General features: G+C 34.5%; 14 protein-coding genes, 1 tRNA gene and 2 pseudogenes. 7 read left to right on the top strand and 10 right to left on the bottom strand.

Going from position 1 to position 19,164, the window contains the following annotated elements; genetic code table 11:
* Positions 1–78 precede the first annotated feature (78 nt).
* Positions 79–152, top strand: a tRNA-Arg gene (locus GTZ96_RS05325).
* Here GTZ96_RS05325 and GTZ96_RS05330 read toward each other — a convergent pair.
* Both GTZ96_RS05330 and GTZ96_RS05335 read right to left on the bottom strand, forming a co-directional pair.
* Entirely contained in the window at positions 118–630 is a 513-nt protein-coding gene (locus GTZ96_RS05330) for a hypothetical protein (RefSeq protein WP_161641622.1), read from the bottom strand. The two genes, GTZ96_RS05325 and GTZ96_RS05330, sit on opposite strands and share 35 nt — an antisense overlap.
* A 148-nt stretch (positions 631–778) precedes the next feature.
* A pseudogene (locus GTZ96_RS05335) lies at positions 779–1,027 on the bottom strand (recombinase family protein); the annotation flags it as partial.
* Between the two features lie 55 nt (positions 1,028–1,082).
* Here GTZ96_RS05335 and GTZ96_RS18510 point away from each other — a divergent pair.
* The 5 genes and pseudogenes from GTZ96_RS18510 to GTZ96_RS05355 form a co-directional block, all read left to right on the top strand.
* Positions 1,083–1,294 (top strand): annotated as a pseudogene (locus GTZ96_RS18510) (IS982 family transposase); the annotation flags it as partial.
* A 176-nt stretch (positions 1,295–1,470) separates the two neighbouring features.
* Positions 1,471–2,613, top strand: coding sequence for an SGNH/GDSL hydrolase family protein (locus tag GTZ96_RS05340; protein WP_235972864.1), 1,143 nt, complete (start codon positions 1,471–1,473; stop codon positions 2,611–2,613).
* Complete coding sequence (locus GTZ96_RS05345; RefSeq protein ID WP_161641629.1) at positions 2,603–3,982, top strand: sialate O-acetylesterase; 1,380 nt, start codon at positions 2,603–2,605, stop codon at positions 3,980–3,982. The genes GTZ96_RS05340 and GTZ96_RS05345 overlap by 11 nt, the downstream gene beginning before the upstream one ends.
* A gap of 21 nt (positions 3,983–4,003) precedes the next feature.
* Entirely contained in the window at positions 4,004–6,322 is a 2,319-nt protein-coding gene (gene bglX, locus GTZ96_RS05350) for a beta-glucosidase BglX (RefSeq protein ID WP_161641631.1), read from the top strand.
* A 180-nt stretch (positions 6,323–6,502) separates the two neighbouring features.
* On the top strand, positions 6,503–7,255 hold the full coding sequence (locus GTZ96_RS05355; RefSeq protein ID WP_161641633.1) for a hypothetical protein: 753 nt from the start codon (positions 6,503–6,505) through the stop codon (positions 7,253–7,255).
* A gap of 55 nt (positions 7,256–7,310) precedes the next feature.
* Here the strand turns inward: GTZ96_RS05355 and GTZ96_RS05360 are convergent, their stop codons facing one another.
* The 8 genes from GTZ96_RS05360 to GTZ96_RS05395 all read right to left on the bottom strand — a co-directional run bounded on the left by GTZ96_RS05360 (position 7,311) and on the right by GTZ96_RS05395 (position 17,712).
* A complete protein-coding gene (locus GTZ96_RS05360; protein ID WP_161641635.1) occupies positions 7,311–8,603 on the bottom strand; it encodes a glycoside hydrolase 5 family protein in 1,293 nt (430 codons plus the stop codon).
* A gap of 19 nt (positions 8,604–8,622) precedes the next feature.
* Positions 8,623–10,350, bottom strand: a complete 1,728-nt coding sequence (locus GTZ96_RS05365; RefSeq protein WP_161641637.1) for an alpha-L-arabinofuranosidase — start codon at positions 10,348–10,350, stop codon at positions 8,623–8,625.
* Between the two features lie 2 nt (positions 10,351–10,352).
* Entirely contained in the window at positions 10,353–11,534 is a 1,182-nt protein-coding gene (locus GTZ96_RS05370) for a glycoside hydrolase family 26 protein (protein WP_161641639.1), read from the bottom strand.
* Positions 11,535–11,564: 30 nt separating this feature from the next.
* A complete protein-coding gene (locus GTZ96_RS05375) occupies positions 11,565–12,596 on the bottom strand; it encodes a carbohydrate binding domain-containing protein (RefSeq protein WP_161641641.1) in 1,032 nt (343 codons plus the stop codon).
* Positions 12,597–12,724: 128 nt separating this feature from the next.
* Positions 12,725–13,921 carry an AGE family epimerase/isomerase gene (locus GTZ96_RS05380; protein WP_161641643.1) on the bottom strand — a complete coding sequence of 399 codons (1,197 nt, stop codon included), beginning with the start codon at positions 13,919–13,921 and terminating at the stop codon, positions 12,725–12,727.
* A gap of 1 nt (position 13,922) precedes the next feature.
* The gene (locus tag GTZ96_RS05385; protein ID WP_161641645.1) at positions 13,923–15,116 is read right to left on the bottom strand and encodes a glycoside hydrolase family 130 protein; all 1,194 of its coding nucleotides are present in this window, start codon (positions 15,114–15,116) and stop codon (positions 13,923–13,925) included.
* A gap of 24 nt (positions 15,117–15,140) precedes the next feature.
* The gene (locus GTZ96_RS05390; RefSeq protein WP_161641647.1) at positions 15,141–16,532 is read right to left on the bottom strand and encodes an MFS transporter; all 1,392 of its coding nucleotides are present in this window, start codon (positions 16,530–16,532) and stop codon (positions 15,141–15,143) included.
* Positions 16,533–16,566: 34 nt separating this feature from the next.
* A complete protein-coding gene (locus GTZ96_RS05395; protein ID WP_161641649.1) occupies positions 16,567–17,712 on the bottom strand; it encodes a glycoside hydrolase family 26 protein in 1,146 nt (381 codons plus the stop codon).
* 276 nt (positions 17,713–17,988) lie between these two features.
* Here GTZ96_RS05395 and GTZ96_RS05400 point away from each other — a divergent pair, with 276 nt between their 5' ends.
* Positions 17,989–18,867, top strand: coding sequence for an AraC family transcriptional regulator (locus GTZ96_RS05400; RefSeq protein ID WP_161641651.1), 879 nt, complete (start codon positions 17,989–17,991; stop codon positions 18,865–18,867).
* The last annotated feature ends 297 nt before the right edge of the window (positions 18,868–19,164 follow it).

A 19,164-nucleotide genomic window follows, 5' to 3' on the forward strand; every position in this document is an offset into this window, starting at 1 on the left:
TTGAAATTTATGCTTGCAAGTTACACATTTATCCCTATATTTGCACCCGCAATCACGTTTACAAAACGACTGCAAAATGGCCTTGTGGCGCAACTGAATAGCGCACTTGATTACGGCTCAAGAGGTTACTGGTTTGAATCCAGTCAAGGTCACTTCACGGGACAAAGAAGAAAAAGCTTCTTTTGTCCCGTTTTTTTCATCACCTAACTCACTGTTAATTAAATAGATACGGCCTGCAACTTCATTGACTCGGGCGGTTTGGAATTGATTATTTCGAAACGTAAAGTTTTCGGGGTAAATTAAACCAATTAGATCTCTAGCTTCTGATAAGTTTGCGTTTGCATAAGCAAAATTAAGCTGAATTAGCCTGTCAATCCCCATATTTAGTAGCCCCTCAACACTTTGCTTATCATCCGAAATATTATTAAGCTTAATCTCCAGTCGATTTATAATTTGGCCATACTCACTTTTCATTTTTTGATAATCATCCGAATCTATTTGTTGAGTAACAAGAAGCTCTCTAGCATTTGACAATCTCTTTTCATAATTTGTTATTTGAGTTAACAATTCGCTTTTTTCTTCTTTAGCAACACTTGTATTACTATTATATGATTCTAAAATCAGTGACATATACAATTTTTTCACAGCCTGAACTGGAGCGAACACATTTAAATTCGATATAAATTTTTCGTTTGCCTCCTCTGAATTAATTCTATACTTACAACTGCTCTCACAATGATAATAGTAATAGTAATAGTATTTACTTCTTCCTTTACACTTACTGGCAGTAAGTTTTTTTAGAGTATTTCGGACAAAGAAAAAAGCCTCTTAAAGGATATTCATCTATAGTTTCTATTTTAGGACGATATACCCGTGCTCTACCATCTAAAACATCTTGTACTTCATAATAAAGTTCTTCAGAAATTATAGCCTCATGTTGTCCCCTTACAAAGTGACCATTTTCATCTTTATACTTAGGTACAAATCTTTTGCTGCAGTACAAATGATTTTTTAGCATAACCCCGAAACCACTTTTAGTAAAGCAAGTCCTTTACTTTTTAGCTAAATAATTCAAGTTGCCAAGCGATAGTGAAATTATCCTAACAGCTATTGTTTCATCGATTAGTTTTTATGGTAATCATTGTTTGCTATAAAATTTATGAAGCAATTTGGATTTATTCCCAATATGCTTGATAAGAGTATATTTAACAGGTGTTTGCATAAAATAGCTAAGCTTCTCTATGAATTGTTTGAGATTGTAAGTTCTTATTTTAAAGATTTTTGTTCTGAAATATTTCCAAGACCAATATATCCAGTTACATTGGAAGGTTTTCTAATTAAACTCACTTTGTTTGTCTTTGGACTACAATTAAATAAAGCTATTAATTAGCAACTTGAATTAATTACATTTTCCAAATTATTAAAGTAATTATAAGATTGCAAATTGATGATTTAGTATCAATCCTAAAAATGAAAAAAATATATTTTTACATTATTCTAAGTAATACTCATATCATGCTTTTAAAAAAACGGCTCTTATTTTTATTTTTTTTTCTTAACGTATTTTGTCATGCCCAAAAATGTGAAACAAAAAATGCTTTCCATTATTCAGGAAGAGTCGAAAAGCTAAGCGGTGACAAAGTCTATTTGGCAGGTTCAGCTTCGTCCGTTTCATTTAATTTTAAAGGAAATTCCTGTGTTATTTCTTTACAAAGTATCGATTCCTGGGAACACCACAACTATGTCTCCCTTGAACTTGACGGTGAATATATAGGTCGCCTGAAAATAGAAAAAGGCCCTTTACAATTTTTCCCAATTGTCGTTTCTAAAAATAAAAACATACACACCCTTACAATTTACAAAGCTACAGAAGCTTCGAACGGACTGGTGTTGTTTGCAGGAACCACGGCAAAACTATGTAAAACCACTACTAAAAAGAAAAAGAAAATCGAATTCATAGGAGACTCCATTACCTGTGGGATGGGAAATGATGCGACTATAACCCCTTGCGGGATTGGTGAATGGTTCGACCAACACAATGCATATCTGGCATATGGTCCAGTAGTTTCACGTGCTTTGAATGCTGATTTTATATTGAGCTCTGTTTCGGGAATCGGGATGTACCGTAACTGGAATGACGAACATAAAGACGAAGCCATCATGCCTGATGTGTATGAAAATCTTTATTTGAATAACACTGCCAATAAAAAACCGTATGATTTTACTTTTCAACCGGATTTGGTAAGCATTTGTTTAGGAACCAATGACTTTTCCGAAGGAGACGGCAAAAAAGAACGACTAGCCTTTAATGAGGAAAAATACGTGTCCAACTACATCCATTTTATCAAAACTGTCTACAAACACGCTCCCAATACCAGAATTGTTTTGTTGAACAGTCCGATGGTTTCGGGAGACCGAAATATAACTTTTGTAAAATGCTTAAAAAAAGTGATTCAAGCTTTTGAAAACGATACAGCTCACAAGCCAATTGCCTTGTTTGAATTCCAACCGATGAATCCAAAGGGATGTGGGTACCATCCAGACATTGCCGATGATCAAAACATGGCCAATCAATTGACCCCTTTCTTTAAAAAATTACTAGATGAAAAATAATATAATTGCGTTTGTTTTATTTTTGACACTTTCTAATACCGCTATTGCAAATGTTACGCTACCTAATATCTTTTCGGATAATATGGTTTTACAACGCAATAGTATAATTACAATCTGGGGCTGGGCAAATCCACAGGAAGAAGTAACGATTACTCCGAGTTGGAATAATCAAGCGTATTCAATCAAAGCCAGCAATCAGGCCAAGTGGGAAATTAATATACCTACTCCAAAAGAAGGAGGTCCTTATACCATTGCAATAAAAGGATACAATGAAATTGTGTTGAAAAACATTTTGATTGGCGAAGTCTGGATTTGCTCCGGACAATCTAATATGGAAATGTCTGCTAGTTGGGGCATTGAGAATGGTGACGAAGCAGTAAAAAAAGCAGCAAATCCAAATATTCGTTTTTTTTCGGTTCCAAAATTAACCGCCACCACACCACAAAATAATTTGTCAGGAAACTGGACAGCATGCACACCGGAGACAATGAAATATTTTAGCGCCGTTGGTTATTTTTTTGCCACGCGTTTGCAGGAAGAATTGAAAAATGTGCCTATCGGTTTGATTGGTTCCAATTGGGGAGGAACACCGGCCGAGATTTGGATACCAGAAGAAGTCATTAGGGAAGATGCCGTTTTATTGGAATCCGCCAAAACAAGAAAAGAAGAATCGTATGGGCCAAACCAACCGGGACGTGCTTTTAATGCCATGATTGCTCCATTTGTAGGATTTAAAATTGCGGGTGTGATTTGGTATCAAGGTGAAAGTAATGTAGGTTCCTCGGTTTATGATAAAACTCTTTCAGCTTTAATCACTTCCTGGAGAAAATTATGGGAACATGAGTTTCCGTTTTATTATGTCCAGATTGCGCCTTATCAATATGGGGACAATCATTTTGGAGGTGTCGAAATTAGAAATGCGCAGCGAAAAGTTTTAGATAAAATTACTAATAGCGGAATGATTATTACGAGCGATATTTCACCCATTGATGACATCCACCCAAAAGACAAAAAATCGGTTGGAATACGTTTGGCAAATTTGGCGTTAGTGAATACCTACAAAACCAATACAGCATTGGTAAACGGCCCTCTTTATAAAGGCATAACAATCGATAAAAACAAAATAGTGGTTTCTTTTGATTACGCTATAGGCTTGCATTTTGCAACCAATAAATCAAATCAATTTGAAATTTCCGGTAACGACAATGTGTTTTATATAGCAGATGCCATAATCAAAAACAATGCAATAATTTTAAAATCAACTAAAGTGCCACATCCTAAGAAAGTCCGTTTTGCATGGAAAAACACGGCTCAATCAGACTTGTTTAATAAAGCGAATTTGCCTGCATCTTCATTTTTATCAGAGTAACGGTTAAAAAGAATTTTAAATATGAACATAAAAAAAAATATCACAACAGGAATTTATATACTGATAACCATTGGAACTATGAATGCACAAAAAAAACTATATTTAGACAAAACAAAATCAATTGAGGAACGAATAGATTTATTGATAAAACAAATGACCTTAGAGGAAAAGGTTGGCCAAATGAACCAATATAACGGTTTTTGGGAAGTAACAGGCCCAACACCAAAAGGAGGTAATGCTGCTTTGAAATATGAACATTTAAGAAATGGATGGGTGGGTTCTATGCTTTCTGTTCGTGGTGTAAAAGAAGTTCGAGCTGTCCAAAAAATTGCAGTGGAGGAAACCCGCTTGGGAATTCCGTTAATAATAGGATTTGATGTGATTCACGGATATAAAACCTTGAGTCCGATTCCGTTGGCGGAAGCGGCAAGTTGGGATATGGAAGCCATAAAGAAATCGGCTCAAGTGGCGGCAGATGAGGCTTCGGCAGTGGGAATTAACTGGACCTTTGGGCCCAATGTAGATATTTCGAATGATGCGCGTTGGGGTCGTGTGATGGAAGGTGCAGGAGAAGATCCTTATTTGGGCAGCAAGGTGGCAATAGCCAGAGTAAAAGGGTTTCAAGGCGATACGAAAGCTGATTTAGCTAAAGTAAACACAATTGCGGCTTGTGCTAAACATTTTGCTGCATACGGTTTTGCTGAATCCGGCAGGGATTATAACACGGTAGACATTAGCAATTCTAAATTATATAACACCGTTTTACCTCCTTTTGAAGCGGCTGCAAATGCTGGAGTTCGTACGTTTATGAACTCGTTCAATATTCTGAATGGTATTCCGGCAACGGGAAACAGTTTTCTGCAAAGAGACATTTTGAAAGGGAAATGGCAGTTTGATGGATTTGTGGTATCTGACTGGGCTTCGGTTCGTGAAATGATTGCACACGGTTACGCAAAAGATGGAGCGGAAGCAACACAAAAAGCTGTAACGGCAGGTTCAGATATGGACATGGAGTCGTATTTGTATGTGAATGAATTGGCAAAATTAGTCAAGGAAGGAAAAGTAAGTGAAGCCCTGATTGATGATGCAGTTCGCCGAGTGTTGAGAGTGAAATTTGAGTTGGGATTATTTGATAATCCTTATAGATATTGTGACGAAAAACGTGAAAAAGCAACAATTGGAAACAAAGCCAATAATGACGGGGTTTTGGATATGGCAAAAAAATCGATCGTGTTGTTGAAAAACGCTCCCTCTCCTTTGGGGAGGGCTGGGGAGGGGTTACTTCCGCTACAAAAATCAGGACAAAAAATTGCTTTGATTGGGGCTTTGGCAAACGACAAAAATAGCCCATTGGGAAGCTGGAGAATTGCAGCCGATGACAACACGGCCGTTTCAGTTCTGGAAGGAATGCAACAGTACAAAGGCAATCAATTGACTTTTGAAAGAGGAGCCGATTTAACGATAGGAAAAACGACTTTTGTAGATGAATTGGTTTTCAATACCACAGATAAAAGCGGATTTGATGCTGCCAAAAAAGTAGCTGCGAGTGCCGATGTCGTGGTGATGGTTTTAGGAGAACACGGTTTCCAGTCGGGAGAAGGACGCAGCAGAACGCATCTTGATTTACCTGGTGTTCAACAGGAGTTATTGGAAGAAATCTATAAGGTGAATCCAAATATTGTTTTGGTTTTAAATAACGGAAGACCATTGGCTTTGCCTTGGGCGGCAGAACATATCCCTTCAATTGTTGAAGCTTGGCATTTGGGAACGCAAACTGGAAATGCCGTAGCACAAGTCTTGTATGGTGACTACAACCCAAGCGGAAAATTACCAATGTCCTTCCCGAGAAATGTAGGTCAATGTCCAATTTATTATAATAATTACAGCACAGGAAGACCTTCTAACAGTGAAAAAAATGTATTTTGGTCCCATTATACTGATGTAGAAAAAACGCCTCTATATCCTTTCGGATACGGCTTGAGTTATACAACTTTCGATTATAAAAATTTGCACCTAAATAAAACCGCTTTCGCAAAAGGGGAGTCGGTTTTGGTTTCTGTTGATGTGACCAATTCTGGGAATTATGATGGAAAAGAGGTTGTTCAGTTGTACATTCATGATCATGCAGCGAGTTTGGCCAGACCAGTAAAAGAATTGAAAGGATTTGAATTAGTTCATTTGAAAAAAGGAGAAACGAAAACGGTTACTTTGATTTTAACGGAAAAAGAACTTGGTTTTTATGATAATGAAGGGAATTATTTGGTAGAAGCCGGAACTTTTAAAATCATGGTAGGCGGTAGCTCTGACAAAGGATTGGAAAGTGAATTTGAGTTGGAATAAAAAAAGAAACACGAATTTCACGATTTTGTACTAATTAATTGGTGAAAATTAGTGAAATTGCTTAATAATATTGATGCGTTGGGGAATATAGAGTTCTCTTAAGCGGAATTGGACAAGATTGAAACTATTTTAGCAACTGTGAAAATCTGGATGTTGTGTGTCAGTTTAAAAAGACAACTAATGAAACCAATTAGGACATTATTAATAATATTGACTTTGAACGTAATTACTTCTTGCGGGCAAGGCCTAGATAATAATAAATCTTTAGAAAAAATTGCAGTTGACACTAAAGCTTTACCAAGTAACGAGATTATAAACCAACAAAGACATCATTTTGACACAACTTTTGTTGTTAACAAACAAACATTCAAATTTGTAATTAATGATATTGAGGATGAAGTTACAATGACATTTATTAGAAATTCAAAAAAGATAAAAACAGATACATTGCAGTCAGTCGGACTAGGAGGCTTTGAGTTTACGGACTTTAATAAAGACGGAAATCTTGACATTCTTATTACTTATTTAGGTAATAATTCATCTTATGACCTTTATTTATTCGATAACAGTATCAATGAGTTTAAAGATTTAGAAGGTTTTGATAGATTTCCAGAAGCAATTCAACTTAAGACTAATCCAAATTATTATTATTCTTATCACAGAGCAGGGTGTGCTGATATGGATTGGGTAAGTGATTTATTCTACATTGACAATTTTAAAACAATTCAAGTTGGGCATATTTATGGACAAGGTTGTGACTTTGAAGTAAAAGAAAATCCCCAAGTAATTGCTATATACAAAGTTTTGGCAAACAGTGAAGAAAATAAAATGCTGATTAAAAAACTTCCTTATATAAAAAATATTCCCAAATTTGGCGACAAATGGAATTTTATTGAAAAGTACTGGAACAATAACTATGAAAAATTTAATTAGAATAAATCATTAAACTACAAAAAGGAGCAAATCTAAATTCGCTCCCTTTTTTAGTTTATTTCAGTTTACAATTGTATTTTTTCACAATTTTTAAAGTCGATTTATCACTAGAAAAAACCGAATTTAACCCTTGTGGTTCCTGTGGAGGGTCGGTTGTTAAAGGATCACCCGGATTCCATTTTCCTGTGTCGTTTACCGGTTTTCCTTCACCGCCAAATCCCCAAAAATTCGCTGCCTGCAACGGACCTTTATTAGCTACACTTTCAGCAACCCTGCTAAAAATATAATTGTAAAAAACATCTCTGTTTGCAACAGATGAACTATTTAGTAAACTTTCATTTTCTCTTGGTAAACCAAATTCTTCAATGATAATTGGACGTTTTAAATCATTTGCCACCTTTACATGTTTGTCGATATAAATCCCGGCATTTTCTAAAGTCGTAGGTAAAGTTTTTTCGGCATTATCTGCTTTAAACCAATTCCAGTTTTTTGGCCAGATGTGCATTGTTAAATAATCGATATTCGGATTTTGATGTGTTCTCTCAAAAATTTCCATGCTGTCATTTGAGCTGTTTAAGCCTTCAGAACCGGTAGAAATCAAGTGATTTTTATCTAAACTGTCCATTAAATTTACAATGTTATTTAGCCAAATAGTGAATTTTTCTTCGTTTTCTACCGTAAAAAGTCTAGGCTCATTACCAACCTGCCACGCCATAATCGTGTTATCTTCGGTATATTTCTTTTTAGTATATGAGTTTGTTCTTCCCATAATAAACTTCACATGATTTTCTAAACCTTTCATACAAGGCTCACAGCTGTGAAATTGCTCTGTGTATGACATAAATTGAGGCCATGTATTTGGTGCGATTGCCGGTACAGGAATTGGTCCTTTACCATTCCATTCCAAATATTGCGACATTCCGCCTGACCATTCCCAGTTATTCGTCAAATACAAAACTGCGTACATTTTGCGCTTGTTCATTTCATTAATCAGGAAATCCAGACCATCAAGTAAATCTTCATCATATTTTCCCTGTTCGTATTGCAAAGCAGGTCGCACCGTGAAATCATATTTTCCACCATCGGCACCAACCAAAATTCGTAAGTTGTCAATCTTGTTTTTTTTCATTAAATCAAGTTCGCGAAGTAATCTTTTGCGATCTCCAATTTTTTTTGAAGCCAGTAAACTCCCATACCAATAATTTGTTCCAATGTAGGAATATGGTTTATCACCTTTATAAAATTGCGTTCCTTTTACGGTAATTTTTGGAAGCTCTTGTTGTGCCTGGCTATTTAAATTCGCTAAGCAAAAGACAAACACAATTAATTTTGAAATAGAATTTTTCATGGTTTTATAAATTGATGATTTATTTTTTTTCAATAACAACAAAAACAGAAGAACGAGCTGGCAATGTTATATTTGTCCCTTTTGTCGTTTCAGCTGAAAATGGTTTTAAAGAGGCATAATTAGTTGGTCCTCCAGCTACTAAACTCGGACCTGTTCCGTTTATGATTACTTTTCTTGAAAATTCACCGTTATCAGTATCACCAACTAAAGTGTACCAAAACATTCGTTTTCCGGTAAGGAAATTATTAAGTTTTACTTTTATGTTAATTGCAGTTGTTGCTTTGTTTACAAAGGCCAGACCTACTTTTCCATCAGAAAAGGAAGAGGCATATACTTCGTAATTTCCGTTAGCATCTTTATTGGCTTCGATCAAACGATCTCCCATATATTTTTGAAAATAATACATATGATAGAATGCCGGTCGGGGTGTGCCTTTAGGAATATTTGGTTCGTCCCCGTTGCTAAATGTTCCGTGATCATCTCCGTTTGACCATCCATTTGCTAAATCCCAACGTGCTGCAAGACCAATTTTGTTTTTTAAAACTTCTCCCAAAATCAATACTGCGTGCATTCCGTTTATATGCGAAACCTGCTGTTTGCTTCCGGTCGAGAAGATATTCCATTCATCTAATGCAAAAGGTTTGATTTCATTGCTTGTTGCAGTTAATTCACTTTTACAAAAAGTCATCATTTCGGCAGTTACTTTTTTAGGGGTTTCTAAAATTTCAGCTGCAGGTGCATTTGTATTATAGTTGGTGTAATAATTATGAATCACATAATAATCCGCATTACCATTGATATTGCTAAGCAATTTATTATTCCATGTTTTATAACAATCAGGGACATAGCTGGCAGGAGTATTTTCGACCATTACAGCTCCAATTTTGATGTTTGTGTTTCCAACTGCTACTGCAGCTGTACGCATGGCGGCTGCTATTATTTTAAAATGTTCGGCATATAATTTTCCGTTTAAAAGTTCTGGCTGACCATCTTTATTGTTTGCGGTATTGATTCTGTAACTTGCTTCCCAATCAGCATAAACTTCATTGCCAATTTCCCAATATTGTGTTCTTCCATTATCATAAGTTACCCAGTCTGCAGCTAGTTTTGCAGCATCTTGAACAGGATTTGCACCAGTTCCATATCTGGCATAACCATAATTTACAGTAATAATTCCTTTACTATTGGTCGATTGCAAAAGTTGATAATAATTATCTAATGAAATTGTCCAGTCACCGTCATTTTTCCCAAACCAAAAGCCGGATTCTACTTCAGTACCATCGGCTTTTATTAATTTTGAAGGAGCAGTTGAAGGAGCATTTAGTGCATTCCAAAAATAAACATCACTAATGCTTCCGCCGGGAAATCTGATGATATTAGGCTTCAGATTGGTTATGTCATTTACCAGAGTTGTATTGGTAATCATTTTTCCGGACCATAAATTGGCATTGTTTCCGTAAATGGAGCTGGGAATCTTAGTAATTACATTGGCATAATCAATAGTAACAGTAGAAGTTGTTACCTCAGAAACAGCAGCATCAGTATAACTGGTTGGAGAGGTTAAGCTTTTAGATGTCCAATTATCCAGAAAAAAACCAATTGTATTTGATACCAAAGGATCTGTTTGTGGTTTTATTACAGGGTCTTCCGGTGTTGGTGTTGGTTCAGGAGAATTGTCATCTTGTTTTGAGCAAGAAGAAAATTGTAATAAAAGAATACTAACTGTAATGAGGATTAATTTTTTCATAATTATTCTTTTGGTAATTGGTATATTTTTGGCAAGCTGTACAACAATGCTGATTTTTGTTTTTTGGTAAATTCTATAAAATCTGCAGTATCAGGCATGTTGGGTTGCGGAATAAAATAAGCTTCTTCGTTATTTTCCCAAAACATAACATAGGAAATGGATACATCATTTGTTGTTAAAGCATTATAAATATGTTTAGAAAAAAAGCCTTCGATAGGATTTTTAGTAAACGTGATTTGGTATCCTGTCTCGGTCATTGCCGCTATTTTATTTCTTTCTTTTGCTAAATCAGAAAGTATCTTTAGTTTTGAATTGGCTGTCTTGGATCCCTCCTCCCCTTTGTTGTCAAAATCTCCGTAATTGTCCATTCCTAAAATATCTACATGGGAATCACCAGGATATCTTTGTAAATATTCTGCTTCAGTATTGAATTGATTGTCTGGAGAAAATGCATAAAGAAAATTTGTAATTTCTTTAGTATCCCTCAAGTAATCTACCGTAAAAGTATAGAGCTCTTTGTATTCTTCGGCTGAACAATAGTTCGCTCCCCACCAAAACCAATTCCCGTCAAACTCATGAAATGGTCTAAAAATAATAGGGATTAATTTTCCATCACTTCCTTTCATTTTTTTAGCAACCTCAGCTATTCTATCTAATTTTCTTTTATAATATTCGTGATTTTCCCCAGCTGCCAAAATACTTTTCACCCTGTTTTTTTCCTTGTCTGCTAACTTATCAGTATAAAAATCTCCCCCTTTGTATGGGTCTCTAAAATGCCAGGAGAACGTAACGATCATCCCTTGGTCATATGCTTTTTTGGCATCGGAAATTATTTTTTGTTCTTGTTGAAAATACCAATTATCAGCCTTTTCCGTGTTTTTATCATCAGTTATATCCGAAAAGTCCAAACCAATAATTGCAGGATCGTAACCGGTTGTTTTCTTGACATCTGATTTCCCTTTTATATTATAAAAGAAACTGTTGAATGCATTTTGTTGCCCTATTGCAAAAGCTGTTTGAGATAGCTTTTTTAAATTATAAAAAAGGGCAAGCGTCTCTGTGGTTGCCTTTTTTTTAGCGACTACAAAATCGGAAATATTTTTAGTGTTTAGTTCTTGCTTTTCTGCTTGACAAAAACCAATTTGAAACACTAGAATAATTGCCATGAACAGTACATTTTTCATTTTTTTATTTTTAATCGGATGTCATCGGGGCTATTCGTTTACCATTACAATTTGTAAATCATCTGCCAATAGTGTTCCGGTACAAGCACTCAAAGCCAAGATAATCCTATATTTTTGGGTGTCAGAAGGAATTTGAATACTTTTCTTAAAATACGTCCAATCTGTAGTGGCAGTAACTGTCCCTATTAATTGATCGTCTATCGTTTTTATTTTTCCATCACGAGTTAATTCGATAATAAACAAACCATTGTTCCAAGGATCTTTTCCTTGTTTGATGTCTTTGGCTTTGAGCCAACCCGAAACTTCAATTGTTTTTGCTCCGTTTAATATATCAGCCGTTTGGTCTATTGCTGTCCATTCGTTAACTGTTGATGTTATGGATGCTGCTGAATTACCTTCTTTTTTATCTGTTGTAGAAACAAGTCCTGAACCATTCCAATTTTTTAAGCCTGATTCAAAATTTGCATTTTCAAATATTTTTGGCATTCCTTCTTTCGTTATTGCTTCCGCTTTTTTTGCCATTACTTCCGTTTGCATTATTTTTAGATACTCCTCTTCGGTTACAGTAATGGCTTTAATATCATCAAAAAAAACAGTACCCGGTGTACTTTGCAAAGCAATCAATATTTTAACTGTTTTAGATCCTTCAGGTACAAGAACTGTTTTTGTATATAATTTCCAATCGACAGTTTCTTTGACTTGTGCAATATTTTCCGAAATGATTTGCTTATTAGCACCATTTAGAAATTCCGCATTTAATATTCCAGCACCATAACTTTCCCCACCTTGAATTGCGTCAGCTTTTATATAGGCACTAAAAGTAATGGCATAAGTACCTTTAGGGATATTTATTTTTTGATCCCCTCCTTTCCATTCTTTACCGACATATTGCACAATCATACAAGAGCCAGAGCCTATTTTTTTTATAAAACCATTTTGAGTTAGATTATCAGCCCACCAATTATCAGTATTTTGATCAAAACCACCATTAAGCACAAGGTTTTTTTGAGAAAACATAATAGAGCTAATAAGAAAGACGGAAAATAAAAGTATTGATTTCATAAGATGTATTTTTTTTAATTCCTCTGTGGTTAGTTACTACTTTTTATGTTTTTTTTTGAATTTTGTTTTTATGTATTAAAATTTGAAAGCATCAGCTAATTATCGCTTTCAAAAATTTTAACATCCTGTTATTGAATATTTCCTATTCTGGAAATCAATTCAATACATGCTCTACCATTGTGATACGGACATTTCCAAAAACCGGCTTTGTCTTTTGGCATCAAAGAATAATCAGCATTTAAGCCCCAATACCATTCGCCGTTTTTGGTATCAAGAATATATTTCTTTACAAACGCCCAGTTTTTCAATACAACATCCAAATAAATTTCTTTAGCCGTCAATTGGTATGAATTATAAAAACCAATTATCAATTCTGCTTGTGGCCACCAGTGTTTTTCAGTAACTAGTTCAGAGGTTTTAAGGTCATATTCATACCAAAGTCCGCCATCATTATCAATACCTTCAAAAGTAGCATCTGTTATCTGGATGGCATATTTTGTATAATTATCTATCAATTTTTGATTGCCGACAATTTCAGCGCATTGCAATAGTAACCATGAGGCTTCAATATCATGTCCGTATGAAATTACATCTGGTTTCTCTGTCCAGTTTTCGTCAAAGAACAGTTTTAAATGCCCTGTTGCTTCATTTATAAAATGGGTTTCTATAACTTCTAACAATTCAACAATTACGTTTCGTAAGTTTTCATTTTTCCAAACTTTATACAAATTGGCATAACCTTCAACAATATGCAAATGCGTGTTCATTGTCTTTTTTTCATTAGCATCTTTGTCACTCAGACGTAAATCATCAATGTTTTTCCATTCACGTGTAAAAGCTTCCAAATAGCCTTTATTAACAGGATCGTAACAGTATTCTTGTATTTTTTGATATAAATTAATGGCTATTTCCAATGCTTTTTCCTCTTTGGAAATAGCATAATATTCGGTCATGCCATAAATCACAAAAGCAATAGCGTAGATTTGGTTTTTAGTGTCTTTTGGAGTTCCATCGTAATGGACACTCCAAAAAACACCACCAAATTCAGTATCATAAAAGTGGTTTACAATATAGTCAAACGCTCTTTTTGCAATGCATTTATGTTCTTCCTTTTTGGTTAGCTGATAGGCTGCAGAAAATGTCCAAAGGATTCGCGCATTTAAAACTGAACCTTTTTCAGCTTGGTAATTTATATGGTCATTAGAATCTATTTGACCAATAAATCCCTCTTTTTTGGTGTCAATAGTAAACTTCGACCAATAATCAAGGATGTTATTGAGTTCCGTTGTCAGTTCTGATTGCAGCTGCTTTAATTGTTTTGACACCTTATGAAATTGTTTTGTTTTTGTTTACCTGTTCGATAATTGTATTCACAGAACCAGCTGAAGTAAAAGTGTCTTTTGGAGAATTTATTACATAGTCAATCAGTTTTTCAACAGAAGAAACAGCCACGTGCATTCTGGTATCCGAAGAAGCATAATAGATGTAAACTGTTCCATCTTTGTCTTCAATCCAACCATTTGAAAATAATACATTCGAGACATCACCTACTCTTTCGATTCCTTCTGGAGCCATAAAATGTCCTGCAGGTATGTGCGTAACTTTTGAAATATCATTCAAGTCCGTCATAAACATATATAAAGTATATCGCAATCCTGCAGCGGTATTTCTAACACCGTGGGCCAAATGCAACCATCCTTTTTCTGTTTTGATTGGAGCGGGGCCTAATCCGTTTTTCAATTCATAAATAGTATGGTATTGTTTTCCATAAATGATTTTCTCATCTTGAACCACAGGGTTTGTCATATCATCTACAAAACCAAGACCGATTCCACCACCGTTCCCAACATCAATGAATCCATCTTGCGGACGTGTATATAGCGCATATTTTCCATTAACAAATTCAGGGTGCATCACTACATTACGCTGTTGTCCTGTTTTTGAAATTAAATCAGGTAAACGTTCCCAAGTTAGTAAATCTTTGGTGCGAACGATTCCTGCATTAGCTATAGCCGAACTGGTATCTCCTGAAGCTGCTTTGGGATCTTTTCTTTCCGTACAAAAAATACCGTATATCCAACCATCTTCGTGATTTGTTAAACGCATATCATAGACATTGGTATCTGTTTCTTCAGTTTGGGGAATGACACAAGGTTTATCCCAAAATCTAAAATTGTCAATCCCATTTGGACTTTCAGCTATAGCAAAAAAAGATTTTCTATCTATTCCTTCAATTCGAGCAACAAGGATATAGCTGTCTTTCCATTTCATTGCGCCTGCATTGAATACTGCATTTATACCAATTCGCTCCATTAAAAAGGGATTGGTAGCTTCGTTTAAGTCGTAACGCCATTCAACAGGAGTATGATTTCTAGTCAAAACAGGATATTTGTATCGACTAAATATACCATTTCCAACAACAGATTGAGTATCATTTTTTCTCACAATCAATTCTTGAAATTCTTTTTCAATTTCAATATTTCTTTTTTCAAAATCTGTAAGTATTACTTTTGTGTTCATAATTGATTAAATATAAATCGGATATTAATTAGCTATATTTCTTTTATTATTGAGATCTTGTTCTATCGTTTGTAATTTTTTTTCCGTAAGCGGATAGAATAGGATAAACAGGACTGAAATTACTGCTGCTATGGCAGGAAGAATACTTAACATCAATTGGATTCCATTTTGAGTCACTTCAGTTTGCTCTATGTTTGCCTGAAAACCATAAAAACCCAGAAGCCATCCGGTGGTAGCACCACCTATTGTCCATCCAAATTTTTGGGACATTGAAGAAGCAGAAAACACTAAACCGGTAGCCCGTCTTCCCTGTTTCCATTCAGAATAATCAGCACTATCAGCATACATCGACCATATTAACGGAAAGATACAGCCAGCACAAATACTGATCAATACCTGGAAAACCATAATCAGCAATACATCTTCTTTTCCGAAGAAATAAAAAATCACACTTAAAATGGCCGCCAATAGCATTGATCCAAAAAAGGTGTTTTTTTTGCCAATTTTGTTGGCTATAGGTGTCGCTGCAATCACTCCAATTATGTTGGCGGCTTGACCCAAAATCAAGTAAAGAGAGGTATGGGTCATATTAAAAGTTTCTCCAAAGAGGTTAAAACTATAGTTTACGGTATCGCTTACATAGTATTTAAAGTAATAGACTGCTGCTCCATCACGAATCGAATTGAATACTAAAGCACCAATTCCTGCTCCAAGTAAAATCCACCATGGTTTATTTTTTAATAGATCTTTAAGGTCTTCTTTTAAATTAGTTTGCTCATCAGAAATTGGTTTTACTCTTTCTTTTGTGAAGAAAAAACAACCCCAGAAAAAAGCTGTAGTTATAACTCCGAATACTGAAATAGTTGCCAGCCAGCCTGTTTTTGAGCTAAGGCTTCCTCCGAAATAATTCACTAAAGGCTCAATTAACCAAAGAGCCAAAAGGCTTCCTCCAAAAGCAAAAACCATTCTGTATGAAGAAAGTGTTGTTCTTTCTTTTCTGTCAGACGACATTACACCCAAAAGTGATGCATACGGTACATTGATTAGTGAATAAATCATCATCATTGAGGAATAGGTAACATAGGCATATATTATTTTTCCTTTTTCATCAAAATCCGGTGTATAAAAAGTCAATACTCCAATTACGGCAAAAGGAACAGCTACCCATAATAAATAAGGTCTGAATTTCCCCCAACGTGTTTTTGTACGGTCTGCAATAATTCCTACCAAGGGATCAAAACAGGAATCCCAGATTCTTGTGATCAGGAACATAGTTCCTACAACGGCAGGTGCCAAACCGAAAACATCGGTATAGAAAAACAGGAGGTACATACTAAAAATCTTCCAGAACATGGATGAAGCAGCATCTCCCAGACCGTAACCAACTTTCTCTTTTATACTTATTTTATTGTGCATTTTTTTGTTGTTTAAAAATCTAAAGACTAATTCGTTATTTTTTATATAGGTTTTCTTTCGCAGCTTCTTTTTCGAATAAAATTTTGTCAAGATTATAAAAATCTACAAAGTCTTTTTCACTCAACTGTCCTTTGTAAGGGGCATAATAATGCATTTTTTGTTCTTTTTCCTGCCATCCATGGTTTCTCCAAACTAATATATAGGAAATTTTATAATCCCCGATGGCTTTCATAAGCGTGTCTGTCCACCATTTATCATAAGGAATTGCCTCATACCCTGTTTCGGCAAAAGCCATAATCTTACTTTGCTCTTTGGCAACTTCATCCATTATTTTGAATTGTCTTTGGCAATTTTCAATAAAGGAATTGTCTTTTGTAGGATCGCTGTGTTGATACTTGTCAAAACTCAAAATATCTGCATAATTTGGACCAGGATAGTATTCCAAAAATTCTTCTTTCGTTTTGAAATCTGCGGTATTGTACACGTATATTAAATTATGAACACCCTTTTTTTGCAAATAATCAATGGTGAATTTCCATAAAATCTTAAATTCCTCAGGGCTTCCATTGTTTTTGCACCACCAAAACCAGTTTCCTGTAAGTTCATGAAAGGGGCGATACAGCATCGGAATTGGTTTTCCGTTTTCATCTTTTAAAGTTAAAATATATTTTGCTGCTTCATCTAACCAAGATTTAAATTTTTCATGACTTTCTCCTCCTGGTAAAGCCGAAGCCAACGATTTTGGAGTGGTGTCCCAAGCATTTTTTCCAGTCAAAGGATTATCAAAATGCGAGCTTAGTGTTATAATACCTCCTCTTGCATGAGCTTCTTTAATAAATTGTCTCATTTTGTCAAAAGGAATGCCATCAATATTGTTAGCTGATTTTTTTTCCAGTCCTGCTAAATCCCATCCATAAACGGCAGGATAATCTCCGGTAACATCTTTTACATCGCTTCTTCCAGCTTCATATTTCCAGTTTACTCCGTAAGCCAGATCATCCTGATGTCCAAAAAGTATTCCTTTCTGAGCCAATTGTGTCATTTTTTTGTATAAAATTATTGTTTCTTTAGTTGCTTTTTTATCAGAAACAGACAATTTAGTATCATTTGATGGGACTTTTGAAGAACAGGACACTCCAATGCAAAAAAGGGTTAGAAGTGCGGAAATAGTCTTTTTCATGTTAATAATGGTTAATTGTATAATTATTAAAAGAGTACTGTGCTCAAAATTTGGGTTAAAAAAGTTTAATTATCAGGATTCTTAAAAAGAAACTATTTTGTGAATGTAATTATCAAAACTTTAAAAATAGTAAGTAATAAAAATGATTCTTCTTTATTATTGATATTGTTTTAAAAAAATTAATAAATCTATTTTTCAAAGGTAATTGGATCACTCACTGTTAATTAATATTATTTTATCAATATTATATCATATTTTTGCAAATAAAAAAACGATATGGGTAATTTAAAAAAATTTTACAGAGAAATACCTCCACTTTCTTCGGGGGACAGTTTTTTAGTTATGGACAGGCTAAAAGACAGTTTTGATTTTCCAGTACACTATCATCCTGAATTTGAGATCAATTTTATTATAAACGGCAAAGGGGTAAAACGAGTTGTAGGGGATAATATAGAAGAAATAGACAATGTTGAGTTGGTATTAATTGGACCTAATTTATATCATGGTTGGGAGCTAAATAAATGCTCTAATAAACAAATTCATGAGATAACCATTCAATTTCATAACGATTTATTTCACGAATCTTTATTAACGAGAAGAATAATGAGCCCTATTAAAGACATGTTTAACCGGTCGATACATGGTATTTTATTTTCAAAAAAAACGGCAGAAGAGCTTTCGTCAAGACTGATTAAAATTTCAAAATTGGATGGAATGGATTATTTTTTAGAGATTGTCTCTATATTATATGATCTTGCTAATTCCAGGAACCAAAGACTTTTGTCCACTTTTACAGTCGATAATGATACGTTTGAAGATTATGACAAAATGAAATTGGTTTATGAGTATGTACAAAAAAACTTTGCCGAGAAAATAACTTTGGAAGAGGTTTCCAGTGTGGCCAGCATGACCAGTATTTCCTTTAATAGGTTTATCAAAAAGCGTACAGGAAAAACTTTTGTCAATTATATCAATGATATACGAATTGGTTATGCCGCCAGATGGCTGGTGGAAAAAGATTTAAGCATTTCAGAAATTGCATTCAAATCCGGCTTCAATAACATCGCTAATTTTAATCGAAGTTTCAAGACTATAAAAAAATGTACTCCCAGTCAATATAGAGAAGATTTCTCAGGATTGAAACGAATATTGTAGCATTATTTATGTACCATCTTTTTTATCTAAACAAATGCGAAATCGTTTGAATCACTTGTTTTCACTGACTTTGCAATTATTCTTATCGTAATTTATTAAGGATTAAAATAGATATAACATAAATATAAGCAGTTTAATTTATGTATTTATGATAGTTGTTCGTGAAAAAGTAAAAATATGATCATTAAATGATATAATACTATTAATTTGATGTTTAGTTCTATTCTAAATTTGTTAATTATAATTCAGAATAATTAATGCCTATTTAGTTTCTGATTTTTTTATATCAGAAATTGG

This window comes from Flavobacterium undicola, assembly GCF_009909155.2.
In the GTDB taxonomy this organism is placed as follows: Bacteria; Bacteroidota; Bacteroidia; order Flavobacteriales; family Flavobacteriaceae; genus Flavobacterium; species Flavobacterium undicola.